Below are 22115 nucleotides of genomic sequence, written 5' to 3' on the forward strand. Positions count from 1 at the left end.
GGGGCGGCACGGCTCAGCCGTCGCGCAGGATCCGGCGCCCGACGGCCGGGGCGACCCGCAGCAGCGCCAGCAGGGCGCGGGTGGCACCCACCGGGACGACGGGGCGCCCGCCCGCCATGCCGCGGGCGACGGCGGCCGCCGCGGCGGACGGGGTGAGCTTCTTCGCCGGGCCCTCGCGCCCGGCGGTCATCGCGGTGTCGACCAACGGCAGCACGATCTCCTGGACCCGGACCCCCGGGCTCGCGGTCCGGGCCGGGTGGCGCAGCGACTCCAGCAGGATGTGGACGGCCGCCTTGGTGGCGCAGTACACCGGCGCGCTCCGCTTGGGCGCGAACGCCAGACCCGAGGTGACCGCGACGAACGCGGCGTCGGGCGCGGCGGCGGCCAGGTGCGGCCAGGCGGCGGCGGCCAGCTCCACCACCGAGGCCAGATTGACCTCGATCTCCTCGCGGGCCAGCGCCAGCGTCCGAGGGTCGGGGCCGAGGGTGAGCGGGGTCGGGTACTGGACCCCGGCGTTTGCGACCACCACGTCAAGGCCGCCGAGGCGCCGGACGGCCTCCGCCACCACCCGCGCCGCCTCACCCGGCACCGCGAGATCGGCCCGGACGGCGTGCGGGTGGTCGGGCGGCGCGCTACGGCCGCAGGTGACGACGACGGCGCCGAGGGAGGTGAGACGGTCGGCGAGGGCCAGGCCGACACCGCCGGTGCCGCCGGTGACGAGGACGCGCTTCGAGCTGATGTTCACGCCGCCCATGGTGGAGCGGCGGCGTCCGGTCCGCTTGTACGATCGCGCCATGTCCCGCACCGGTGTCGACATGGCACGCTCGGTCCGCCCGGCGATGGCGCTCGCCGTCCTGCGCGAACTCGGCCCGCGTGCCGGGGCGGCGGGGCAGCGGGCCGAACGGCTGCTGGGCGACGGGCTCCCGGTGCCGGAACGCCTGCACGCCCGGCTGACGGCCGCGCTCGCGGCCCGCGGCTGGCCGGCGCTGCTCGCGGCCGCCGAGCGGCTGCTCGCCGAGGACCCGCTGCTCGCGGCCCTGCCCGGGTGCGCCGACCTCGCCGAACTCCTCGACCGGGCCGGGCTGGTGGAGCCCTGGTTCCACGTCGGCCACCGGACCGGGCGCAGGCTCGGCGAAGGGCTGCTGGAGGTGTGCCACGTCCCGCGTCTGGGCGGCGTGCCGGGCCCGGCGGAGTCACTCCTGGTGTGCGCGATCGACGTGGTGGCCACGGCGGGGCCGGCCGGTCGCACGGCCCGGGTCGAGATCCGGGCGGACGGCGCGGTGGGGCGGCCCGAGGACGTCCTGCGGACGGGCGCGGCCCGGGTCGCGGGCTGGCGTCTGCACTGGTCCGGGGGTGGGAACCGGTCCGGGTTCGGGTCCGGGATCGTCCCGGCCGTGCCATCGGGCGCGGCCGCCGCGGCCCGCCCGGCGGACGCCGTCCGGGCCCGGTTCGCCCAGGATCCGGCCCGCCCCTGGCGGCTCGACGGGACGGCCGCCCTGTTGGGCCTGGCTCCGCGTACCCTCCAGCGCGGCCTGGCCGAGGCGGGCACCTCCTTCCGCGCGGAACTGCTCGCGGTCCGGCTCGCCGTGGCGGGTCAGCTCACCGCCCGCACCGCCCTGCCCCTCGCCGAGGTCGCCGCCGCCGCGGGCTTCACCGACCACGCCCACCTCACCCGCCGCTTCGGTGCCCAATTCGGCTGCCCACCTTCGGAGTTCCGCCGCCGGGGTGGCTGCTGAGGGACGGCGGCGGGGGGCGCGGGTGAGGCCCGTCGGGCGTGCTCGCCCGGGCCGTTCGGGTGCGGAGTCGGGCCCGGACCCGGCACCTCGGCGGCCGCTTCCTCCGCCCCGTAGGCGAGTCGGGCCCTCGGTGGGGCTCCTGGCCGTGGGGCGGCGGGCCCGCGCCGGGTGCGGCCTGGGCCGGTGCGCGGGGCCGGTGATCGGGGACGCGCTCGGCGGAGCGGCTCAGCGCTGGAGGGCGAGGCGCAGGGCCAGGGCGAGGACGACGAGGTTGCCGGTCAGGCCGGTGAGGAGGCGGCCGCGGGGGCCGGTCAGCAGGCGGCGGAGGAGAGCACCACCGGTGGCGAGCAGGGCCTGCCAGCTGGCCGAGGCGGCGAAGGCGGCCAGGACGAAGACCAGGCCCGGCCCGAGGCTGCCGGGGCCGGTGCGGCCGCCGAGCACCAGGGCGCTGAAGTACACCACGGTCAGCGGGTTGAGCAGGGTCAGGCCGAGCAGCGAGGCGTAGGTGCGCAACGGGGAGGCGGGTGCCGGGGGCGGTGGGCCGGCCGGGTCCCGGTCGGCGCGGTGGGCGCGGAGGGTGGCGCGCAGGCCGTGCGCGGCGAGTAGCACGAGGACGGCCGCGGCGACGAGTTCGAGGGCGCCGGCGGCCGGTGCGAGCAGCGGGGCGAGGGTCGCGCCGCCGATCAGCGCCAGCAGCGCGTACAGGCCGTCGGCGGTGGCCACGCCCAGGGCGGCGGCCAGGCCGCGGGCCAGCGAGACGCGGGAGGCGAGGGTGACGATCAGGACGGAGATCGCCCCGACCGGCACGGCGATGCCGTAGCCGGCGAGGAGGCCGGAGAGCAGGGCGTCGGTCATGGGGGTTCCGGTTCGGGCGGGGTGGTCGGGGGTGGTGGCCAGGAGCGTAGTGCGCGGCCGCCGGGCCGGGCCACCGATTTGTCGGGGCGGGCACGGTGGCCGGTCGGTGGGATTCGGTCCGGTGACCGAGTCTCCCGGGCCGTTCGGTGCTTCGCTCGGGAGTGATCGTGGGTGATCGTGATCGATCGGGAACGAGCCGAGGAGAGGGGGAGGTCGTGAGGAGGACGCGGTTGTGGCCGGTACTGCTGGCGGTCTGTCCGGCGCTGTTCGCGGTGGCGACGAACCTGGTGACCAACCAGGTGTCGTTGTCGCCGCTCTGGTGGGCCGTGGTGGCGACGGGGTGCGTGCTGCTGGCCGGGGTGCTGGTGATCCAGACCTATCGGGAGTTGCGCGGTCCGGGGGCCGCGCCCGCCGCCGAGCCCGCCGCCGCGCCGGTGCCGCCCGGGCCGGTCACCGCGCCGGTGGGGGCCGGTGGCGCGACCGTGCTCGGCGGTCTGCGGACGGGTGAGCCGGGGGCGGGCGTGATGATCCTGTTGTGCGGGATCTTCGTGGCGGGGTTGGCGGCGCTGGTGATGTCGCGCCCGGGCTCGGCCACCCGCAAGTGGCACCCGGGCCCCCACGACCCGACGGTGTTCGGGGCGCACCCGCTGGGCTCCTGGGTGGGGCTGGGCGTGGTGCTGCTGGTGTTCGTCGTCCCCGCCGTGCTGAAGGCGGTCGGGCGGGGCCGGGGGCGGCTGGAGTTCTCGGCGGAATCGCTGGTGGTCAGCGGGCCCCGGCGCCGGGTGGTGCTGCCCTGGTCGGAGCTGACGGCGGTGGAGGTCAGGTCGACGTTCTTCGGCGGCACCTGGCTGGAGGCGCGCCCGGTCGCGGGGTCGCCGCTGCTGATGACCCCGCCGACGATGGGGATGTTCGACGCCAAGCGCCGGGTGCTGCGGGTCTGCGACCTCGGGGCGATGGGCGTCCCCGCGCACGCCGTCCGGGCGGCCCTCGCCCGCTGGCAGCCGTCGCCGTCCCGGCGCTGAGACCGGCCCGGCGGCGGTCGGCGCCGCCGGGCCGGGCCGTCAAGCCGCCGGGCCGAGCACCACCGGCGTCGGGCCGTCCGGCCGCACGGTGATGCTGTAGACGGCCCCGGCGGGCCGGTCGAGGAAGCGCACCGTGAAGGCGGGCAGCAGGAGTTCGAGCACCGCGACGGACTCGCGGAGCGCGAACTGGGTGCCGAGGCAGGCGCGGGCGCCGAGGCCGAACGGGAGGTAGCCGCCGAGGTGCGCGGGGCGGCTGCCGTCCGGGCCGAAGCGGGCCGGGTCGAAGCGTTCGGGGTCGGGCCAGAGCGCCGGGTCGCGGTGGGTGAGGTAGGGGCAGACCAGCAGGTCGGTGCCGGCCTCGATCCGGTGACCGGCCAGGGTGTCCTCGGCGAGCGCGTGCCGGGGGAGGATCCAGGCCGACGGGTAGAGCCGCAGCGTCTCGGAGACGAGGGCCTGTACCGCCTCGCGCCGTTCGGGCGATCCCTCGGGGCCGGCCTCCAGGGCCCACCGCCGGGCGCCGGGCGCGCGGTCGAGCAGCAGATACAGCCAGGTGAGGGTGGTGGCGGTGGTCTCGTGGCCGGCCACGAGCAGGGTGACGAGTTCGTCCCGGATCAGCCGCTCGGTGTACTCGGGGTGCTGCTCGGCCGCGTCGAGCAGCACCCGCAGGACGCCGGGGCCGTCGGGGCCGTCCTCGTGGCGGCGGGCGGCGGCGATCGCGGCGTGCGCCACCGCGTCGATCCGGGCCAGGTCCTCGGCGACGGCCTCTGCGGCCTCCTCGCCGTCGGGGAGTTGGGGCAGGGCGGCGACCACGGTGGCGATGCTGTCGAGTTCGCGTTCGGTGGCCGGGTCGAGGGGATGGCCGGTGAGCGCGCGCCAGATGGTGTCGAGGGCGAAGTGCCGCATCTCGGCGCCGAGGTCGAACTCCTCGCCGGTGCGCGCGTACCCGGCCCAGCGGTCGGCGGCGCGGCGGGCGGCGGCGGCGATCCGCTGTTCGTAGCGGCGCATCCCGGGGCCGGTGAACTGGGCCTGGAGCATTCGCCGCTGGCGCTTCCAGGGCTCGCCGGTGGCGGTGAGCACGCCCTCGCCGGCGAGCGTCCGGGCCCGGTGCGAGCGCTTGACGTACCGCTCCGGGTGGCGGCCGAGGACGTGTTGCACGGCCTCGGGGTCGGTGACCAGGACGGTGGGGCGGGGGCCGATCCGGAACGCGGCGACGCCGCCGAGGCGCTGCCGGGTGCGGGCCAGCAGGTCGACCAGCTCGGCCTCCTCGGCGCGCCACTCCTCGACGGCCTCGGGCGGCAGTTCGGGGACGGGCGGGGCGGTGGCGGGGGAGGGGCCGGGGTTCGCGGTGGTGGTCACGGGGGTGCCTCCTCGGTCGGCGGCGGGCGGCGGTCCGCGCCGACTCTACGTCAGCGCACCGTCCCGCCGTGCCGGTCCGGCCCCGGGCGTCACCCCGTCGGCCCGCCGGTGCTCGAACCGCCGCCCCGCACACGCGCGGGGCCGTACCGCGCGAGTGGCGGTACGGCCCCGTACAGGCGGCGGTGCCGCGGTCCGTCCCCCTCGACGAACCGCGGCACCGCTTTTGTTCATCCCGTCCCGGAGACGATCCGGTCCGCTCAGATCGACTGCCAGAGGGCCGGGACGATCGGCGGCTCCCAGCCAACCTGGGCCGTGTGGCCCTGGATGCACCGGTAGCTGATTCCGTTGTAGGTGACGATGTCACCTGCCTTGTAGGTGGTGCCCGCCGCCCAGGTGCCGTTGCCCGGGCCGGGGTCGGAGCTGACGACCAGCGAGTAGCTGCTGGAGTGGGAGACCGAACCGGTGCCGGTCACGGTCAGGTTGTACGTCCCGGAGGCGACCGAGGAGGCGACCGAGACGTTGAGCGTCGCGGAGCCGCCCGACTGCACCGAGGCGGGGCTGACGGTGGCCGTGATACCGGTCGGCGCGCCGGTGACCGTGAGGTTCACGGTCTGGGCGGAGCCGGAGGTGGTCTGGGTGTTCACCGTGGCGCTGGCCGACTCGCCCGGCTTGACGTTGCCGGTGGCCGGGTTGACGCCCACCGAGAAGTCGTCGCTGGGGATCGGTCCGCTGCCGACCGAGGTCTTCCACAGCGTGTAGGCGACGCCGTCGGCGCTGCGGTCCAGCACGGTGGCGTTGATGTTGCTGGTGGTGTCGCAGGCGGAGTGGTAGCAGGAGTCGTACGCCCGGTTCGCGGTGCCGCCCCACTTGGCCGCCTGGTTGGCGGTCTTGGTGGCGCTGGCGCCGGCCGCGTAGCCCGAGGTCGGGATGCCGGCGGACTGGAACGAGGCGTCGTCGGAGCGGCCCTGGCCCTCGACGTTCTCCTCCGGCTGGAGGTTCAGCGAGTCCCAGTACGCCTTCATCGGCGCCGAGGTGGCGGAGTTGACGTTGTTGATGAAGTAGCCGGCGTTGGGCGAGCCGACCATGTCGAAGTTGTAGTAGCCCTTGATGGCGCTGCGCTGGGTGGAGCCCAGCTGGCTGACGTAGTACTGCGAGCCCTGGAGGCCCTGCTCCTCACCGGTCCACCAGGCGAAGCGCACGTGGCGGGTCATGGTGGGGTTCTGCTGGGCCAGCGCGAGCGCGGTCTCCAGCAGGACGGACGAGCCGGAGCCGTTGTCGTTGATGCCCGGGCCGGCGCTGACGCCGTCCAGGTGCGCGCCGAACATGGTGACCTGGTCGGCGGGGCCGCCCGGCCAGTCGGCGATCAGGTTGTTGGCGCTGTAGGTGCAGGAGCCGCAGGTCTGCTCGCTGACCTGGTAGCCGGCCGCGACCAGCTTCGCCTTCACGTAGGCCAGCGACTGGCTGTAACCGGCGGTGCCGGTACGGCGGTTGCCGCCGTTCTGGGAGGCGATGGTGTTGAGCTGGGCCAGGTGGGCCTGGACGTTGGCGACGCTGATGTCGGGCGCCTGTCCGGTGGGACCGCCGCCGCCGACCGTCAGCGTGTACTGCGCGGTGTGGGTGGTCTGGCCGGTGCCGGTGACCGTGATGACGTAGGTCCCGGGCGCGGTGCTCGCGCTGGTGGAGACCGTCATGGTCGAGTTCGACCCGGACTGGACCGAGGCCGGGCTGAAGCTGACGCTCGCGCCGCTCGGGGCGCCGGAGGCGGTCAGGTTGACGGTCTGGGCGCCGCCCTGGGTCACCTGGGTGCCGACCGTGGTGGTCGCGGAGGAACCGGCCTGGACGTTGCCGGAGCCCGGGTTGGTGGTCATCGAGAAGTCCGGGCCGGTCGGGCCGGAGCAGGTCGGGTCACCGGTCTGGGCCGGCACGCTGACCGCGTCCCAGGCCGCCTTGGTGCGGTTGAACAGGTTGCAGGTGGGGTCGAGGCTCTTGGCCGCGGTCAGGGTGGTGGTCCGGTACTTCTTGTAGGTCATGCCGCTGGTCTTGAGCAGCATGCCGCCGTAGAAGACCCGGCCCGCGTCCTTGATGCCGACGCCGGTGACCGTGGAGCTGTTGCAGGTCGGGCTGGTGGGCTTGCCGCCGCCCGGGTTGGAGCCCTCGGCGAGCAGGTAGAACCAGTGGTTCAGCGGGCCGGCGGCCGCGTGCACCTCGGTGCTCGGGATCGAGGAGGAGTAACAGTTGGGGTCGCCGTTGACGAGCGAGGGGTTGGCCATGTTGCGGATCGGGCCGCGGCCGACCAGGTTGATCATCTCGCCGACGGTGTAGTCCGGACTGTCGTACGGGGAGGGCTCGTTGGCGTACGCCTCGGTCAGCGCGCCGAAGATGTCGCCGGTGCCCTCGCCCAGGCCGTTCTCGTTGTTGGCGCCGCCCGGGGTGTACTGGTCGATGCCGTGGCCGAACTCGTGGCCGACGACGTCGATCGCGGCGATCCACTCGTTGGCGTTGTTGTGGCCGATGGAGACCGAGGAGCCGTCCCAGTAGGCGTTGACGTCGTTGAGACCGACCTTGACCGGCCAGCTGCCGCCGGTGCCGTTGTGGCCGTTGCGGCCCAGCCAGTCCTTGAGCATGTCCCATTCCTTCTGCGCCGCGAACATGACGTCGCCGCAGCCGGTCTCCTTGCTGGTGGGGTTGCCGGTACCCCAGGAGTCCGAGGACTTGCTGAATATCTGGCCGGTCGAGTAGTCGGCGCAGGTCAGGCCGGGACGGTTCGGGTCGCGCAGCGAGTAGGTGCTGCCCGAGGCCGTGGTGCTGATCTGCGGGGAGGGGCCGTTCCACTTGCTGTTGACGGTGCCGGCCCGGACGTCGTCGTAGCTGTCGATGACCTCGCCGTTGCGGGCGTCCACGAAGACGTGCAGGGTGCTCGGGGCGCTCGCGGTGCGGCCGGTGAGCACGGTCTCCCAGGCGAGCCGTCCGGCGCCGTCCTTGACCCGGACGACCAGCCGGCGGCTCTGGACGCCGTCCACGGTGGCCAGTTCGGTGCGGGCGGTGCGCTCCGCGTTGGCGGCGCTGACCAGGGCCGTGGTGGGCACCCCGATCGCGCCGGTGGAGGCGGACTGCAGGCCGCGCACCTTGCCCTGGCCGTCGGCGATGACGACGGCGTCGCCGCCGACGACCGGCAGGCCCTTGTAGGTGCGCTCGTAGGCGACCGAGTAGAGACCGCCCAGCCAGGGGGTCACGGACTGGCGCTCGTAGGTCTCGCCGGGTCCCTTGGCCAGGGCGTCCAGGCCGGCCGCGGCCGCCTGGTCGGCGGCGTTCACGGCGGCGGCCAGCGCGCTGGGGGGTGTCGGCGCGGCCGCACCCGGGGCGGCTCCGGCCTGTCCGACCGCGGTGGCGGTCAGCATGCCGGCCAGGACGGTCAGGGTGGTCCCCGCCGTCAGCAATCTGCGTTTCATTCCGAGGCTCCTCGAACGTGGGGGTGCTCGACCGCGGACGGTGTGCCGGAGGGGCGCTCACCGCAGGACGCTGGGGGACTGGTCTGCGGGCGTCCGCGCTCGGGTGCCGGAACCCTCACACGCCGTCATGCCTCGGTCAACGGGCTGGACACGTCGAACGGGGGGTTGGCAAGTTCCGTCAAGTGTCACCCTGACGCGTCAATGAGCCATCGGCACAAGAAACATGACGGTGAAAAAGGCGTCCGGGCAGGTCGGAGTGGTCGGAGAGGTCGAGACCGGTGCGTGGTGAGGTAGAGACCAATAGAGAGGAGAGGTTGAGACCACCGTGTAGAGAGGTTGAGACCAGCGTGCAGAAGTGGTTGAGACCACCTCATGTACGTCGGGGGTCCTCGTCCAGTACCGTCCTCCTCAGCGGACCTCTCCCACCGGAGGGCCCGGAACGCACTCGGGAGGGCAGCCCCGTGCACCGGAACCGGGCGGCGACCACGCCCGTCGAGGACCACCTCTGGCGGGCCTTCGGCCACCGGCTGCGGCAGTGGCGCCGTCGGGCCGGCCTGACCCAGGCCCAGCTCGGCGCCGAGATCGGCTACGACCACACCGCCGTCAGCAAACTGGAGCACGGCACCCGACGCACCAGCCCCCGGGTCGCCGACCGCCTCGACGACCTCCTCCACGCCGGCGGCGAACTGCGGGCCGCCTGCCGCCTCGCCGAGGAGGGACCGGCCCCGGCCTCCGTTCCCGTCCTCGTACCCGCTGTCGCCGTGCTCGGGGCGCCCCCGGTGCCCGTCCCCGGGGACTGGACCCGCCCCCCGCTGCCCGGCCCGCCGGTCGCCGCCCTGGCCCCTGTCCTGCCCGCCGGCCTCGCCGCCCACCTGCCCGACCGCCTCCCCGACTACGGGCTGCTCTGCCCCCTCCACGACGCGGCCGGCTGCGCCGTCCCCGCCGCGCCCGAACTGGCTGCCCTGCACACCGCGTTCCGCGCCGCCGACCCCGACACGACCGCCCCGCTCGACCCCGACACCGCCCACGCCCTGGCCGGCCTGCTCGCCGCCCACCTGCGGGCCGGCGACAGCCCCGCCGCTCCCGGCACCGCGGCCGTCGAGGACACCCTGCGGGTCGTCCTGCGCCGTCTGGCCGCCCACCCGGCCGGACCCGACCGTCGCCCGCTGGCCCGGCTCGCCGGCGAGTACGCCCACGCCGCGGGCGCCCTGCGGATGCAGGACGGCCGCAACGCCACCGCGATGGCCTGCTTCACCCGCGCCCTCGGCTGGGCCGAACTCGCCGGGGACCACGCCACCCAGGTCGCCGCCCTCAGTGACATGAGCTTCCTCGCCCGCCTCGACGGCGATCCGGACGCCGCGCTCGGCTACGCCCGCGAGATCTCCCGGGTGGCCCCGGCCCGGCACTGGGCCGGAGCCATGGGCCAGATCGCCCAGGCCCGCGCCCACGCCCTCACCGGCGACGTCCGCGCCACCGTCCGCCACCTCGGCCGCTCCCGGCTCCACCTCGACCACATCGGGGTCCACGACGAGTCCGACGCCGCCTGGCTCTCCATCGCCTCGATGCGGCTGCGGGTCGAGGCCGGCGCGGCCGCCGCCCTGCGCGACGCGGCCGCCGCCGTCGAGGACCCCCGGCTGGCCCGCCGGGCCGTCGACGCCGCCGAGACCGCGCTCGCGCTGCTCGCGCCCGACCAACTGCCCTCCGCCCGTCTGCTGTTCACCGTCCGGGTGGCCGACTGCCACCTGCTCGCCCAGGACCCGAGGGCGGCCGCCGACCTGCTGGGTCCGGTGCTCGCGGCGGCCGGCGGCGGGGTGGACGGGCTGCCGCCGCTGGTCCGGCGCGAACTCGCCGGGCTGCGCCGCCGCCTGGCCGGGCACGGCCTGGCCGGCTGAGGGGGCCGGGCGGGCCGAGCGGGGTCGAGCGGTGTCGAGCGTGCTGGGCGGGCCGAGCGGGCCGAGCACGTGGGCCGCGGCGCGCCCCGGCGCACTGTGGCGGGTGTGTTGCGCGCCCGTTGCGCCCCGTGCTGAACCGGCCGGTGGGCCGGATTCCGGGGCCCGGCCGATTGACGCGCTCGCCGGGCGCTTCCTAGACTCGGGGGCGGCGAAGAGTGTCAGCCCCAAGGCCCCGGCCGGCTGACCGGCAACCCCCACACTGCGGTGGGGTGCCCCGGGGATAAGCCAGGTGAGGGTCCGTCCGACCGACGGACCGTCACAAGCGCGGTCATGGGCCCGGGAGGGCGCGGGGGACGGAGAACGTCGTGGAACAGCGGGCAGGTGGACACCGCGCGGGTGCGTGGCCGTCGTCGCCCGTCGGTTCGCGTACGACGTCCGCCGCCCCGCTGCTCCGAGCCGACCTGCGACTGGTCGCCCGCCTCGACGTCGACCTGCTGCGGCGCGCCAGCTCCCTCTGTCGCTGAGCCGGTCGGCCGGCCGGGCGTCCCCGCCCGCCCCGGTCGGTCCCTCCGATTCCCTCGCCCACGAACCCGCGCGAGGAGGAGCGCCCAGCGGCCCGTCCTCCCGTGCGCCCTGCACCAGGAGAACGGATGTCCCCCCTTCCCGTGCCCCCGCCGCGTGATCCGTACGATCCGTACGGCCCGTCGAGAACCCCGCCCGCCGGCCGCGAGTCCGAGTACCGCCGGCTGCACCACGCCCTCGACCGCTGCGCCGCCGGCGCCGGGAGCGTGATCGTGCTGCACGGGTCCGTCGGCAGCGGGCGCAGCGACCTGCTCTACACCTTCACCGACACCGCCGCCGAGCGCGGCGTCCAGGTCCTGGTCGGCACCGGCTCGCCGCTCGAACGCGAGTTCCCGCTCGGCCTGGCCCGGCAACTCCTCCAGGGCGCCGACCTCGAACCCGAGGAGGCCGCCACCGCCGAGGCCCTGCTCGCCGAGGGCGCGGCCGCCGGCACCGACCCAGCCCCGTCCGACCGCCCCGCCGGGCGGCTCACCCAGCGCGTCCTGGAGGGCCTGTTCCGGCTGGTCCGCGGCCTGGCCGACCGCGCCCCCGTGCTGATCGCCGTCGACGACCGGCAGGACGCCGACCCGCAGTCGCTGGAGTTCCTGCTCTACCTGGTCCGCCGCACCCGGGGCACCGGCGTGCTCACCGTGCTCAGCTCGCGCGAGACCATGACCCCCGCCAACCCGCTGTTCGAGGTCGAACTCGCCCGCCAACCGCACCACCAGCACATCCGGCTCGACCTGCTGACCACCGGACTCGTCGCCGAGGTGCTGCGCACCCGGCTCGGCGCCGCGGCCGCCGACCGGTACGCCGCCGAGGCGCACACCCTCACCGGCGGCAACCCGCTGCTGGTGCACAGCCTCGTCGGGGACCAGGAGCGCGCCGGCAGCCCCGGCACCCTCGTCGTCGGCGAGGGCTATCGGCGCGGCCTGATGCACTGCCTGCACCGGATCGACCCGCTCGCCCTGCACTACGCGCGCGGCGTCGCGGTGCTCGGCGCCGGGGCCACCCCCGAACTCCTCGCCGAACTGCTGCTGCTCGCCCCCGACGCGCTGCCCCGGGCGCTGTACCTGCTGGACGCGGCCGGGCTGTTCCGCGACGGCGGCTTCCGCCATCCCACCGCCGCCGGGGACCTGCTCGCCGCGATGCGGCCGCTCGAACTCGCCGCCCTGCACCAGCGGGCCGGCCGACTCCTGCGGGCCGCCGGCGCGGCGGCGGCCACCGTCGACGGGCACGCCCGGGTGGCCGAGGGACATCTGCGCAGCTCGCTCGGGCCGGCGGCCGCCCCCGGCTCCGGGGACCCCGGCGCGGTGCTGCCGGAGTTCGGCGGCGGCGCGTGGGAGACGCCGGGCGCCGCCCTCGCCGCGGCGGACACCGTCGAGAACGAGAACGGGAACGAGAACGAGGGCGCCGCCGCGGAGCCGGCGCCACGGCGGGCCACCGCGACCGGCGGCTTCGGACCGGTACCGGCCCACCTGCTGCGGCTCCCGGCCGCGCCCGCCGGCCCCGCCGTCGAGTGCGTCCCCACCCTCCCCGGCACCGTCACCGACGCCGAAACCGCGCTGCGCCACGAACTCAAGCGCCTGCGCCTCCACTTCTGGCACGGCCGGATCGACGAGGGCACCGCCGCGCTCGCCCGCTTCGAAGCCGTCCCCGGCCAGGCCGACCGCACCGAGGCCCTGCGCCACTGGCTCGCCTACTGGTACCCCGCGCTGCTCCCCAACCCCGCCCGCCGGGCCGGGTCGGGCGACGGCGCCGACCGTGGCGACGGCATGCGGCTGCTGGCCGCCCTCCTCGCCGGCACCGTGACCCCCGAGGACGCCGTGGTCCGCGCCGAGCTCGTCCTGCGCGCCGGGCTCCTCGGCGGCGTGCGCACCGAATCCCTCACCGCCGCGCTCACCGTCCTGCTCTACGCCGACCGGGCCGACCGGGCCGCCCACTGGTGCGTCCCGCTCGCCGACCGCGCCGGTGCCCGCTGCGGCGCCCACTGGAACGCCCTGCTGGCCGCCCTGCGCGCCGAGGCGGCGCTGCGTCAGGGCGACCTGCGGAGCGCCGACGAGGCCGGGCGCGCCGCGTTCGCGCACGTCCGGCCGGAGGCGTGGGGCGTGGCCGTCGGGCTGCCGCTGGCGACCATGGCTGCCGCCCGCACCGCGCTCGGCCTGCACCAGGACGCGGCGCACTTCCTGGAGCTGGTCACCCCGGCGGGTCTGGAGCACACGCCCGCCGGTCTGCACCTCCGGTACGCGCTGGCCGGTCACCGGCTCGCCCTCGGCCGGGCCGAGCAGGCGCTCGCCGACTACCGCGCCTGCGGCGACACCATGGCCCGCTGGGGCCTGGACCACCTGCCCGCCATCGCGCCCTGGCGGCTCGGGGCGGCCCGGGCGCAGCTCGCCCTCGGCCGGCCGGGCAGCGCCGCCGCCCTCGCGGACCAGCAGCTCGCCCGGCTCGGGCCGGTCGGCCACCCGCGGATCCGCGGTCTGGCGCTGCGGATCCGGGCGGCGGCGGGCGGACCCGCGGAGCGGACGGAGCTGCTGGAACGCGCCGTCGCGCTGCTGGAGGAGGCCGGCGCGGAGTCGGAGCTGGCGGCGGCGCTGGGGGAGCTGAGCGAGGCCCACCAGCAGGACGGCGACCCGGGCCGGGCCCGCCGGGCGGACCGGAGGCTGCGCCGGACGCCGGTGCTGGCCGTGGTGCCGCTCCGGTCGCAGGCGTCCGGGCAGGCGTCGGCCCAGCTGCCACCGCCGGTGTCGCCGCTGCCGACGGCGGTCGCCCTCGCGGTGACCGGCCTTCCCGCGACCGGTGCCCCCATGACCGGTGCCCCCATGACCGGCTCCCGTACGACCGGCGTCCCGGTGACCGGCGTCCCCGGGACCGCCGTCCCCGGAGCCGGACCGGTCCCGGCGGCCGCTCCGGCGGCGGGCACCGGCGGGCTCTCGGAGGCCGAGGGGCGGGTCGCCGAGCTCGCCGCGCGCGGCCTGTCCAACCGGGACATCGCGCGCAAGCTCTACATCACCGTGTCGACCGTCGAGCAGCACCTCACCCGGGTGTACCGCAAGCTCGGCGTCCGCCGCCGGGTCGACCTGGCCCGGCGGCTCGGCCCCGTCCCGCCGGCCGCCGCCGACGGCGCCCCACCGCGCGGGGGCTTCCCCCGCCGGGCGGACCTCGTCGCCGGCTGAGGGCGGGGCGGCCCGGCGCCTCTGTATCCATCGCGTACCAGGCGGTGCTCCACCGCGCATCGGATCGGCCGCCCGGGCGCCCGGGCGTGCCCCGCCCCGGGCGCCGGGGCACCCGCCCGCCGGCCCCGGGCGGCCCCTCCGACCTGCGGATCCGCGTCCGGACCGGGTCGCGCGGCGGCGGCCGTACGCGCCGTCGCAGCAGCGCGGACCGGTCGGCCGCCTGTCGTATCGTTCCCTGGGACGGCCCGTCGCGCCGTTCACCCCGCGTCGGCCCGTCCGCCGTCCCGGTCCCGCCCGCAGAGGAGCCGTCCGCCCGTGTCGTCGCCCGATCCCTCGCGCCCCGTCCGCGTGCTGCTGGTCGAGGACGACGACCTGATGCGTCGGTCCTTCACCACCGCGCTGGAGCGCTACGGCTACACCATGACGGCCGCCGCCGACGGCCTCACCGGCCTCGAACTCTTCCGCGACGGAGCGTTCGACCTGCTGGTGCTGGACGTCATGCTGCCCGGTCTGGACGGCATCGGCCTGTGCCGCCGGGTCCGCGAGACCAGCCTGGTGCCGGTGCTGATGATGTCCGCGCGCGGCGACGGGCTGGACGTGGTGGCCGGTCTGGAAGCCGGTGCCGACGACTACGTGGTCAAGCCCGTGGACACCTACGTCCTGGTGGCGCGGATCCGCTCGCTGCTGCGGCGGGCCACCTACGCCCCCGTGCCCGCGCCCGGCGGTGCCCCCGACGCGGACCCGGGGACCGGGGGCCCGGTGCTGGTCTTCGGGGACCTCACCGTCGACACCGCCGGGATGGAGGTCTCCGTCGCAGGGAGCCCGGTGGCCCTGACCCCGACCGAGCTCAAGCTGCTGCTGGAGTTCGCCGCCCACCCGGGCGTCGTGCTGGAGCGCCACACCCTGCTGCGCGATGTCTGGGACTACGGCTGGGACGGCGACAGCCGGGTGGTCGACCTCTGCGTGCAGCGCCTGCGCCGCAAGCTCGGCCGGGAGCGGATCGAGACGGTCCGCGGCTTCGGCTACAAGCTCAGGCGCTGAGCCCGGTGCCGCCCCGCCCGCGCCCGGACACCAGCCCCCGCCCGGACACCCGCCCGCACTCCGGCCCGCCCCGCCGGCGGGACCGCCGCACCTCGCTGCGCCGGAAGATCGCCCTCCTGGCCGCCGCCATCGCCTGCCTGGTCGCCGCCGCGGTCGGCGTGCTGGTCCACGTCTGGACCGAGCACGACATCCGCTCCCGCGCCCAGGCCCGGGCGTTCAACTCCGTGTACGCCGCCATGGACGTCTACCGGCGCACTGGCGCCCTGTCCGACGGCGCGGCCCTCGACCCCGCGGGCCTGCCCGCCGCCCTGCGCCACCCGGCCGACGGCGACCGGCACACCGCGGTCGTCGACCTCGTGGAGGGCAGCCTCGGCCCCAGCGTCTGGGCCGCCCAGCGCACCGGCGGCCCCGGAAGCCCGGTGCTCGCCGTCCAGATCAACATGGGCCCGGAACTCTCCGACCTGCCCCGGCTCGACGCCGCGATGGCCGTGGCCTCGCTGATCGCCCTCGCCGCCGCCACCCCGCTCGCCGTCTACGGGGCGGGCCTGCTCGCCCGCCGGCTGGGCCGGGTCGCCGAGACCGCCGACCGGATCGCCGCCGGGGACCTCGACGCCCGCACCGGGCCCACCGGGGGTCGCGACGAGGTGGCCGACATCGCCGTCACGGTCGACCTGATGGCCGACAGCCTCGCCCACCGGCTGCGGGTGGAACGGCAGTTCACCGCCGACGTGGCGCACGAACTGCGCACCCCCGTCGGGGGCCTGCTGGCCGCCGCCGACCTGCTGCCGGACGGGGAGACGGAGGACGCGCTCCGGGCCCGGGTGCGGGACCTGCGGGCGCTGGTCGAGGACCTGCTGGAGATCTCCCGGCTGGACGCCGGGGCCGAGCAGCCGGTGCGGGCCCGGGTCCCGCTCGGCGAGGTCGTCCGCGAGGCCGTCCGGCGGACCGGCCCGGACACCGAACTGGACACGGACGCGGCGTCGACCGCCGAGACCGACCCGCGTCGGCTGGAGCGGATCGTCGGCAACCTCGTCGCCAACGCCCACCGCCACGGCGCCGCCCCGGTGCGCGTCACCGTCGACGGCCGCACCGTCCGGGTCCGCGACCACGGCCCGGGCTTCCCCGAGGACCTGCTGCGGCACGGCCCGCGCCGCTTCCACACCGGCGCCGCCGAACGCGGATCGGGCCACGGCCTGGGCCTGACCATCGCGATCGGCCAGGCCCGGCTGCTCGGCGCCGACCTGCGCCTCGCCAACGCCCCGGACGGCGGCGCCGTCGCCACCCTCCACCTGCCGGACTGACGGGCGGCGCCGGTGCGCTGTGCGCGGCGGCCGGCCTCGCGCCGGGCCGGGTGGTCCCGATCGGCACGCAGCTGTGGACGCCGTCGTACGCGCTGGTGACCACCGGCATCATGACCGCCGGGTTCGGCCCGGTGCCGCCGATGTTCGACGGCGGGCCGCGGTCGGTGCCCCGCGGCCCGGTCGGTGCGGGTGCCGGCCGGGCGGTCGCGCTCGTCGGCGACGCCCTTTCGCGCGGCCTTGGGGCCCGCCTCCGAGCGAGTCCGGCAAGGTCACGCTGTCCTGATCCCGCCAGGCGGGTTGGCGCCAGGCCGAGGACCTTCCGCGGAGTCGCCGGCCCGGCCAAGCTGTTGATCGCCGGGAGGAACACCGGCCGAACGGTCGCCGGACGAAGCGTCAACCGCGGGACGCAGCGACGGCACTCCCTCCGCCCCCGTCGTCGACGGTCGCCGAGCCGTGCGCCCGGACCCTGCCGCCGGGGCCCGCCGAGGCCCCCACCACACCTTTTCTACGGAGATTCCCATGTCATCGAACCGCACCCGCCGCTTCGTCGCCTCGGCCGTCCTGGGCGCGAGCCTGGTGGCCCTGGCCGCTCCGGCACAGGCCACGAGCTCGGTGGGCGGCCAGATCGCCACCTCCGAGATCCTCTCCCGGGCCCAGTACTGGGTGAACAACCACGTCCCCTACAACCAGGGCGGCTACGCGGCCGACCAGCAGGGCAAGACCTACCGGGAGGACTGCTCCGGCTACGTCTCGATGGCCTGGCACCTGGGCACCAGCCTGGTCGTCACCGACGGCGGCCCGTCGTTCACCAACGCCGACGGCTCCCCGAACTCCACCTACGACACGGCGGTGGGGGACTTCTCCAACCTCCAGCCCGGCGACGCCATGGCCTACCCCCACCAGCACATATGGCTGTTCGCCGGCTGGACCGACAAGGCCACCGGCGACTTCACCTACTATGCCGAGTCCAACCCCGGCAACCCCACCCACGGCCCGTCCACCGCCAACATCCACAACTCGACCATCGAGGGCTGGCCCACCTCCGGCTACGTCGCCCTGCGCTACAAGAACGCCGCGACCACCCCGACCGCGCCGACCCTCACCGACGGCACCTTCGTCAACGTCACCGAGACGGGTCAGGTCTTCCGGATGGCCGGTGGCGCGCCGATCGCGGTGACCGACTGGAACAACGTCGGCGGCTTCCAGTCCTACGTCAACATCAGCCAGGCGCAGTTCAACACCCTGCCCACCTACCCGGCCGACGGCACGGCCCTGGCCGCCGGCACCGGCATCTACGTGGTGGCTGGCGGCGCGCCGATCTACGTGAGCGACTTCTCGCACGTCCCCGGCATCGCACAGCGCACCGTCGTCGACCCGGCCGCCCTCGACCGGGCCGGCACCGGCGGCGCCTTCAACCACCTGCGGACCGTTCCCGTCGACGGCACGGCCATCGCCGGGGGCGTCAACGGCGGCGTGTACGTGATCGCGGGCGGCGCCCCGGTCTACGTGAGCGACTTCTCCCATGTCCCCGGCATCGCGCAGCGCACCGTCGTCGACGAGACCGCGGTCGACCTCGCGGGTTCGGGCGGGGTCTACAACCACCTGCGGGCCGTGCCCGCCGACGGCACCTTCCTCAACGACGGCACCACCGGCCAGGTCTACCGCGTCGCCGGTGGCGCGCCGATCGCGGTGACCGACTGGGCCAACGTCGGCGGTTTCCAGTCCTACACCACCGTGGACACCAACGCCCTGGGCCTGGCGGGCAGCAACACCACCTCCTACAGCCACCTGCGCCGGACCCCCGCCGACGGCACGGTCCTCCGCGGCTACACCACGGGCAAGCTCTACACCGTCCAGGGCGGCCACCCCACCCCGACCACCACCGGCCAGCCGGTCACCAGTGTCGACCAGGTCGCCATCGACAAGGCCGGTCAGCCCGGAGCCTTCAGCCACCTCTCCTGACCGCACCTTGCCTGATCACACCTCGCCCGGCCGCACCTCGCCCGACCGCGTTTCTTCCGTACACCCGCGCCGCGGGGACCACGACCCGTGGTCCCCGCGGCGCGTTTCCGTGCGCGAGCCCCCTCCCCGCCGGGAGGGCGGCGCCGCTACCCCCGTGCGACCGGCCGCCCGACAGAGGGCTACCGGCCGGGCCCGGCGGACGGCTGCTGCACAACCGACGTGAACCGGAGCCCGCACCGATACCCGGCGGCGCGGCCGGCCGATACGTCCGCCCGACACCCTTCGAAGCGCACCGAACGCACCGAGGAGGAGTCCCGTCCCGTGACCACCGATCCGCTCGCCCCCCACCCGACCCGCACCCCCTGCCCGGCCGCCGGGACCGCCGCGGCGACCTCCGGCCTGACCAAGGTCTACGGCAGCGGCGACACCCGGGTCACCGCGCTCGACGCGGTCACCGTGGCCTTCCGGGAGGCCGAGTTCACCGCGATCATGGGTCCGTCCGGCTGCGGCAAGTCCACCCTGATGCACTGCGCCGCCGGCCTGGACACCCCCACCTCCGGCTCCGTCCGGATCGGCACCACCGAACTCGGCACGCTGGGCGACCGGCAGCTCACCCAGTTGCGCCGGGACCGGATCGGCTTCGTCTTCCAGGCGTTCAACCTGCTGCCGACCCTGAGCGCGCTGGAGAACATCACCCTCCCGCTCTCCCTGGCCGGGCGGCGGCCCGATCCGGCCTGGCTGGACCGGGTGATCGCCATGGTGGGCCTCGGCGGGCGGCTGGACCACCGGCCCGCCGAGCTGTCGGGCGGTCAGCAGCAGCGCGTCGCCGTCGCCCGCGCCCTGGTCGCCAGGCCGTCGATCGTTTTCGGGGACGAGCCGACCGGCAACCTCGACTCCCGCTCCGGGGCCGAGGTCCTCGGATTCCTGCGCGACTCCGTCCGGGAGCTGGGGCAGACGGTCGTCATGGTGACCCACGACCCGGTCGCCGCCGGGTACGCGGACCGGGTGCTGTTCCTGGCCGACGGCCGGCTGGTGGACGAGATGGCCCGTCCGACGCCGGACCGGGTGCTGGACGTGATGCGGACCTTCGACACCCGTACGCGCACCGGCTGAGCCGGGACCGCGACCGCGCCGCACCCCTGGCCGTGTCCACCGGCCCGGCCACCGTCACCGTCACCGAGAGCCCCGCCATGCTGAGAACAGCCCTGCGCAACGTCCTGGCGCACAAGGCCCGCCTGTTGACGACCGTCCTCGCGATCTGCCTCGGCGTCGCCTTCGCCTCCGGCACCCTCGTCCTCGCCGACTCCACCGCCGCCGCCCACCGGGCCGCCGCCTCCAAGGACTTCGCCGACACCGCCGTCACCGTCACCGCCGTCACCGCCGAGGCGCCCCCGCCCGGCACGGCCACCGGGGGCGGGCCGGACGGCGTCCTCGACGACGCCCTGGCCGCGAAGCTGGCGAAGGTCCCCGGAGTGGCCGCCGTCCGGCCCCGGATCGACGGCACCGCCGTGCTGAACGGCGCCGACGGGAATCCGCTGCGGGTCCGGCCCGGCGCCAACCTCGCCGCCGCCCACACCCCCGGCCCCGACGGCACCGACCCCCGGCACCCGCTGGCCGAGGGACGGGCCCCCGCCGGTGCCGACGAGATCGCCCTCGACCGGGGCACCGCCGCCGCCGGACACCTCCACCTCGGCGACACCGTCACCCTCGCCACCGACGGCCCGGCCCGCACCGCCCGCCTGACCGGCACCGTCACCACCGCGGACACCCGGATCACCGCCGGCGGCACCCTCGTCCTGTTCGACCGGGCCACCGCCCAGCGGCTGTTCGCCACCCCCGGCCACTGGACCGCCGTCGACGTCGCCGCCACCCCCGGCACCGGCCAGTACGAACTGGCGCGGCGGATCACCGAACTGCTCCCCGCCGACCGCGCCGAGGTCACCACCGGCCGGGCGCAGGCCGACCAGCAGGCCCGCTACGTCGGCACCCTGACCCGCGGCTACCAGAAGCTGCCGCTGGTCTTCGCCGGCGTCTCGCTGTTCATCGGCTCCTTCCTGGTCGTCAACACCTTCACCATGCTGATCACCCGCCGCACCCGGGAGATCGCGCTGCTGCGGGCGGTCGGCGCCACCCGCCGCCAGGTGGTGCGCTCGCTGCTCGCCGAGGCGCTGCTGGTCGGCCTCGCCGCCTCCGCGGCCGGATTCGTGCTCGGCCTCGGCATCGCCGAAGTCCTGCCCGGCCTGCTGAGCACCGACGGCGACCGGCTGCCGGACGGGCCGCTGGTGATCGGGCCCCGGCCGGTCGCGGCGGCACTGTTCGTCGGCGTCGGCGTGACCGCCCTCGCCGCCTGGCTGCCCGCCCGCCGGGCCGCCCGGATCGCCCCCGTCGAGGCCCTCCGGGCGGCGGAGCGCCCCGCCGCCCGCTCGCGGCTGCGCCCCGCCCTCGGGGCCGGCCTGCTGCTGCTCGGCGCGGGCCTGCTGGTCGCCCTCGCCCGCCACGCGGAGGACGCCTCCGAGGCCAATCTGCGCAACGCCGTGCTCGCCTGCGGCGCCCTCGTCACCGGCCTGGTCGCGCTGGCCCCCGCCCTCGCCGGCCCGGCCGTCCGGTTGACCGGGCCGCTCACCCGCCGCTTCGGCGTCACCGGCCTGCTCGCCCGGCAGAACGCGCTGCGCGACCCGCGCCGCACCGCCGCCACGGCCGCCACCCTGCTCATCAGCACCGCGCTGGTCGGCGGGCTCGCCACGGTCGGCCACTCCACCGGGCGGGCGCTCGACCGGCAGGCCGCCGCCGGGCTCGGCGCGGACTGGGTGATCGCCACCGGCAGCAGCACGACCGGCATCGACCCGGAGGCCGTGCGGCGGGTCGGCGCCACCCCGGGGGTGCGGACGGCCGCCGCCGTCGCCGACTCCACGCTGTTCCTCGGCGGCACGGTCCGGGAGGTCTCCGGGGTCGACCCGACGAGCCTCGGGCGGACCGTGCGGCTGGACTTCGTCAGCGGCTCCCTCCAGGACCTCGGCCCGGGCCGGATCGCCGTCTCCCGCAGCACCGCCCGGGAGAACGGACTGACCACCGGCGACCGGGTCACCACCTCCATCGGCCGCAACCGCGAGCCCGGCACCTCCACCGTGGTCGGCGTCTACCAGGACAACCCCACCGCCCGCGACGCGCTCGCCGTCCGCGAGGACGTCCAGCGGGACGGCTTCCGGCCCGGCAGCGTCCAGCGGATCCTGGTCCGCGCGGACGGCACCACCGCGCGGCAGCTGCGCACCGCCGTCGGCGACAATCCGCTGCTGAAGGTGGAGAGCCGGGACGAGCTGGTGCGTGCGGCCGGGGGTGTGACGAGCGGTCTGCTCACCCTGATGTACGGGCTGCTCGGCATCGGCGCGGTGATCTCCGCCCTCGGGATCGTCAACACCCTGGTCATGTCGGTGACCGAACGCACCCGCGAGATCGGCGTCCTGCGCGCTGTCGGCATGGACCGGGCCGCCGTCCGCCGGACGGTCCGGCTGGAGGCGGTGACCGTGGCCGCCTTCGGCACCGTGCTGGGCCTGGCGGCGGGACTGTTCGGCGCCTGGGGGGTCGGCGCGCTGGCGGGCGGCGCGATCGCGCAGTACCGGTTCGAGCCGCCCTGGCCGACGCTGCTGCTGGTCTGCCTGGCGTCGTTGGCGGTCGGCGCCCTCGCCGCCGCCGTCCCGGCCCGCCGAGCCGCCGGGCTGGGACCGCTGGAGGCCGTCGCCGAGCGGTGACGGGCCGTCCCGCGCCGG

General features: G+C 76.2%; 13 protein-coding genes and 1 riboswitch. Of the genes, 9 read left to right on the plus strand and 4 right to left on the minus strand.

Annotated features, from left to right (window positions below; all coding sequences use genetic code 11):
* Positions 1 to 13: 13 nt before the first annotated feature.
* A complete protein-coding gene (locus ACIQ9P_RS32855; RefSeq protein WP_402364522.1) occupies positions 14 to 796 on the minus strand; it encodes an SDR family NAD(P)-dependent oxidoreductase in 783 nt (260 codons plus the stop codon).
* Between ACIQ9P_RS32855 and ACIQ9P_RS32860 the strand changes: the two genes are divergently transcribed.
* Positions 795 to 1736: a helix-turn-helix transcriptional regulator gene (locus ACIQ9P_RS32860; RefSeq protein WP_402364525.1), complete on the plus strand. Its 942-nt coding sequence runs from the start codon at positions 795 to 797 to the stop codon at positions 1734 to 1736. The two genes, ACIQ9P_RS32855 and ACIQ9P_RS32860, sit on opposite strands and share 2 nt — an antisense overlap.
* A 225-nt stretch (positions 1737 to 1961) precedes the next feature.
* On the opposite strand, the gene ACIQ9P_RS32865 is transcribed toward ACIQ9P_RS32860, so the two are convergent.
* A complete protein-coding gene (locus tag ACIQ9P_RS32865) occupies positions 1962 to 2591 on the minus strand; it encodes a LysE family transporter (RefSeq protein WP_402364528.1) in 630 nt (209 codons plus the stop codon).
* Positions 2592 to 2806: 215 nt separating this feature from the next.
* Between ACIQ9P_RS32865 and ACIQ9P_RS32870 the strand changes: the two genes are divergently transcribed.
* Positions 2807 to 3613, plus strand: coding sequence for a hypothetical protein (locus ACIQ9P_RS32870; protein WP_402364531.1), 807 nt, complete (start codon positions 2807 to 2809; stop codon positions 3611 to 3613).
* A 39-nt stretch (positions 3614 to 3652) separates the two neighbouring features.
* Here the strand turns inward: ACIQ9P_RS32870 and ACIQ9P_RS32875 are convergent, their stop codons facing one another.
* Together ACIQ9P_RS32875 and ACIQ9P_RS32880 are read right to left on the minus strand one after the other, a co-directional pair.
* Entirely contained in the window at positions 3653 to 4969 is a 1317-nt protein-coding gene (locus ACIQ9P_RS32875; RefSeq protein ID WP_402364534.1) for a cytochrome P450, read from the minus strand.
* Positions 4970 to 5226: 257 nt separating this feature from the next.
* Positions 5227 to 8418, minus strand: a complete 3192-nt coding sequence (locus ACIQ9P_RS32880) for a M28 family peptidase (RefSeq protein ID WP_402364537.1) — start codon at positions 8416 to 8418, stop codon at positions 5227 to 5229.
* A gap of 461 nt (positions 8419 to 8879) precedes the next feature.
* Between ACIQ9P_RS32880 and ACIQ9P_RS32885 the strand changes: the two genes are divergently transcribed.
* From ACIQ9P_RS32885 to ACIQ9P_RS32915, 7 genes are all read left to right on the plus strand, one after another.
* Complete coding sequence (locus ACIQ9P_RS32885) at positions 8880 to 10310, plus strand: helix-turn-helix domain-containing protein (RefSeq protein WP_402364540.1); 1431 nt, start codon at positions 8880 to 8882, stop codon at positions 10308 to 10310.
* 207 nt (positions 10311 to 10517) lie between these two features.
* Positions 10518 to 10641: riboswitch (SAM riboswitch) on the plus strand.
* 319 nt (positions 10642 to 10960) lie between these two features.
* The gene (locus tag ACIQ9P_RS32890; protein ID WP_402364543.1) at positions 10961 to 14047 is read left to right on the plus strand and encodes an AAA family ATPase; all 3087 of its coding nucleotides are present in this window, start codon (positions 10961 to 10963) and stop codon (positions 14045 to 14047) included.
* A 375-nt stretch (positions 14048 to 14422) separates the two neighbouring features.
* Positions 14423 to 15088, plus strand: a complete 666-nt coding sequence (gene cseB / locus ACIQ9P_RS32895; RefSeq protein ID WP_402364569.1) for a two-component system response regulator CseB — start codon at positions 14423 to 14425, stop codon at positions 15086 to 15088.
* Positions 15089 to 15093: 5 nt separating this feature from the next.
* Positions 15094 to 16389 (plus strand): sensor histidine kinase, encoded by a 1296-nt coding sequence (locus ACIQ9P_RS32900; RefSeq protein ID WP_402364546.1) that lies wholly within the window; start codon positions 15094 to 15096, stop codon positions 16387 to 16389.
* A gap of 519 nt (positions 16390 to 16908) precedes the next feature.
* Complete coding sequence (locus ACIQ9P_RS32905; protein ID WP_402364549.1) at positions 16909 to 18351, plus strand: hypothetical protein; 1443 nt, start codon at positions 16909 to 16911, stop codon at positions 18349 to 18351.
* Positions 18352 to 18672: 321 nt separating this feature from the next.
* Entirely contained in the window at positions 18673 to 19464 is a 792-nt protein-coding gene (locus ACIQ9P_RS32910; RefSeq protein WP_402364552.1) for an ABC transporter ATP-binding protein, read from the plus strand.
* 32 nt (positions 19465 to 19496) lie between these two features.
* The gene (locus tag ACIQ9P_RS32915) at positions 19497 to 22097 is read left to right on the plus strand and encodes an ABC transporter permease (protein ID WP_402364555.1); all 2601 of its coding nucleotides are present in this window, start codon (positions 19497 to 19499) and stop codon (positions 22095 to 22097) included.
* Positions 22098 to 22115: the final 18 nt, after the last annotated feature.

Origin of the sequence: Kitasatospora sp. NPDC094019, from assembly GCF_044764505.1 — a bacterium.
GTDB lineage: Bacteria > Actinomycetota > Actinomycetes > Streptomycetales > Streptomycetaceae > Kitasatospora.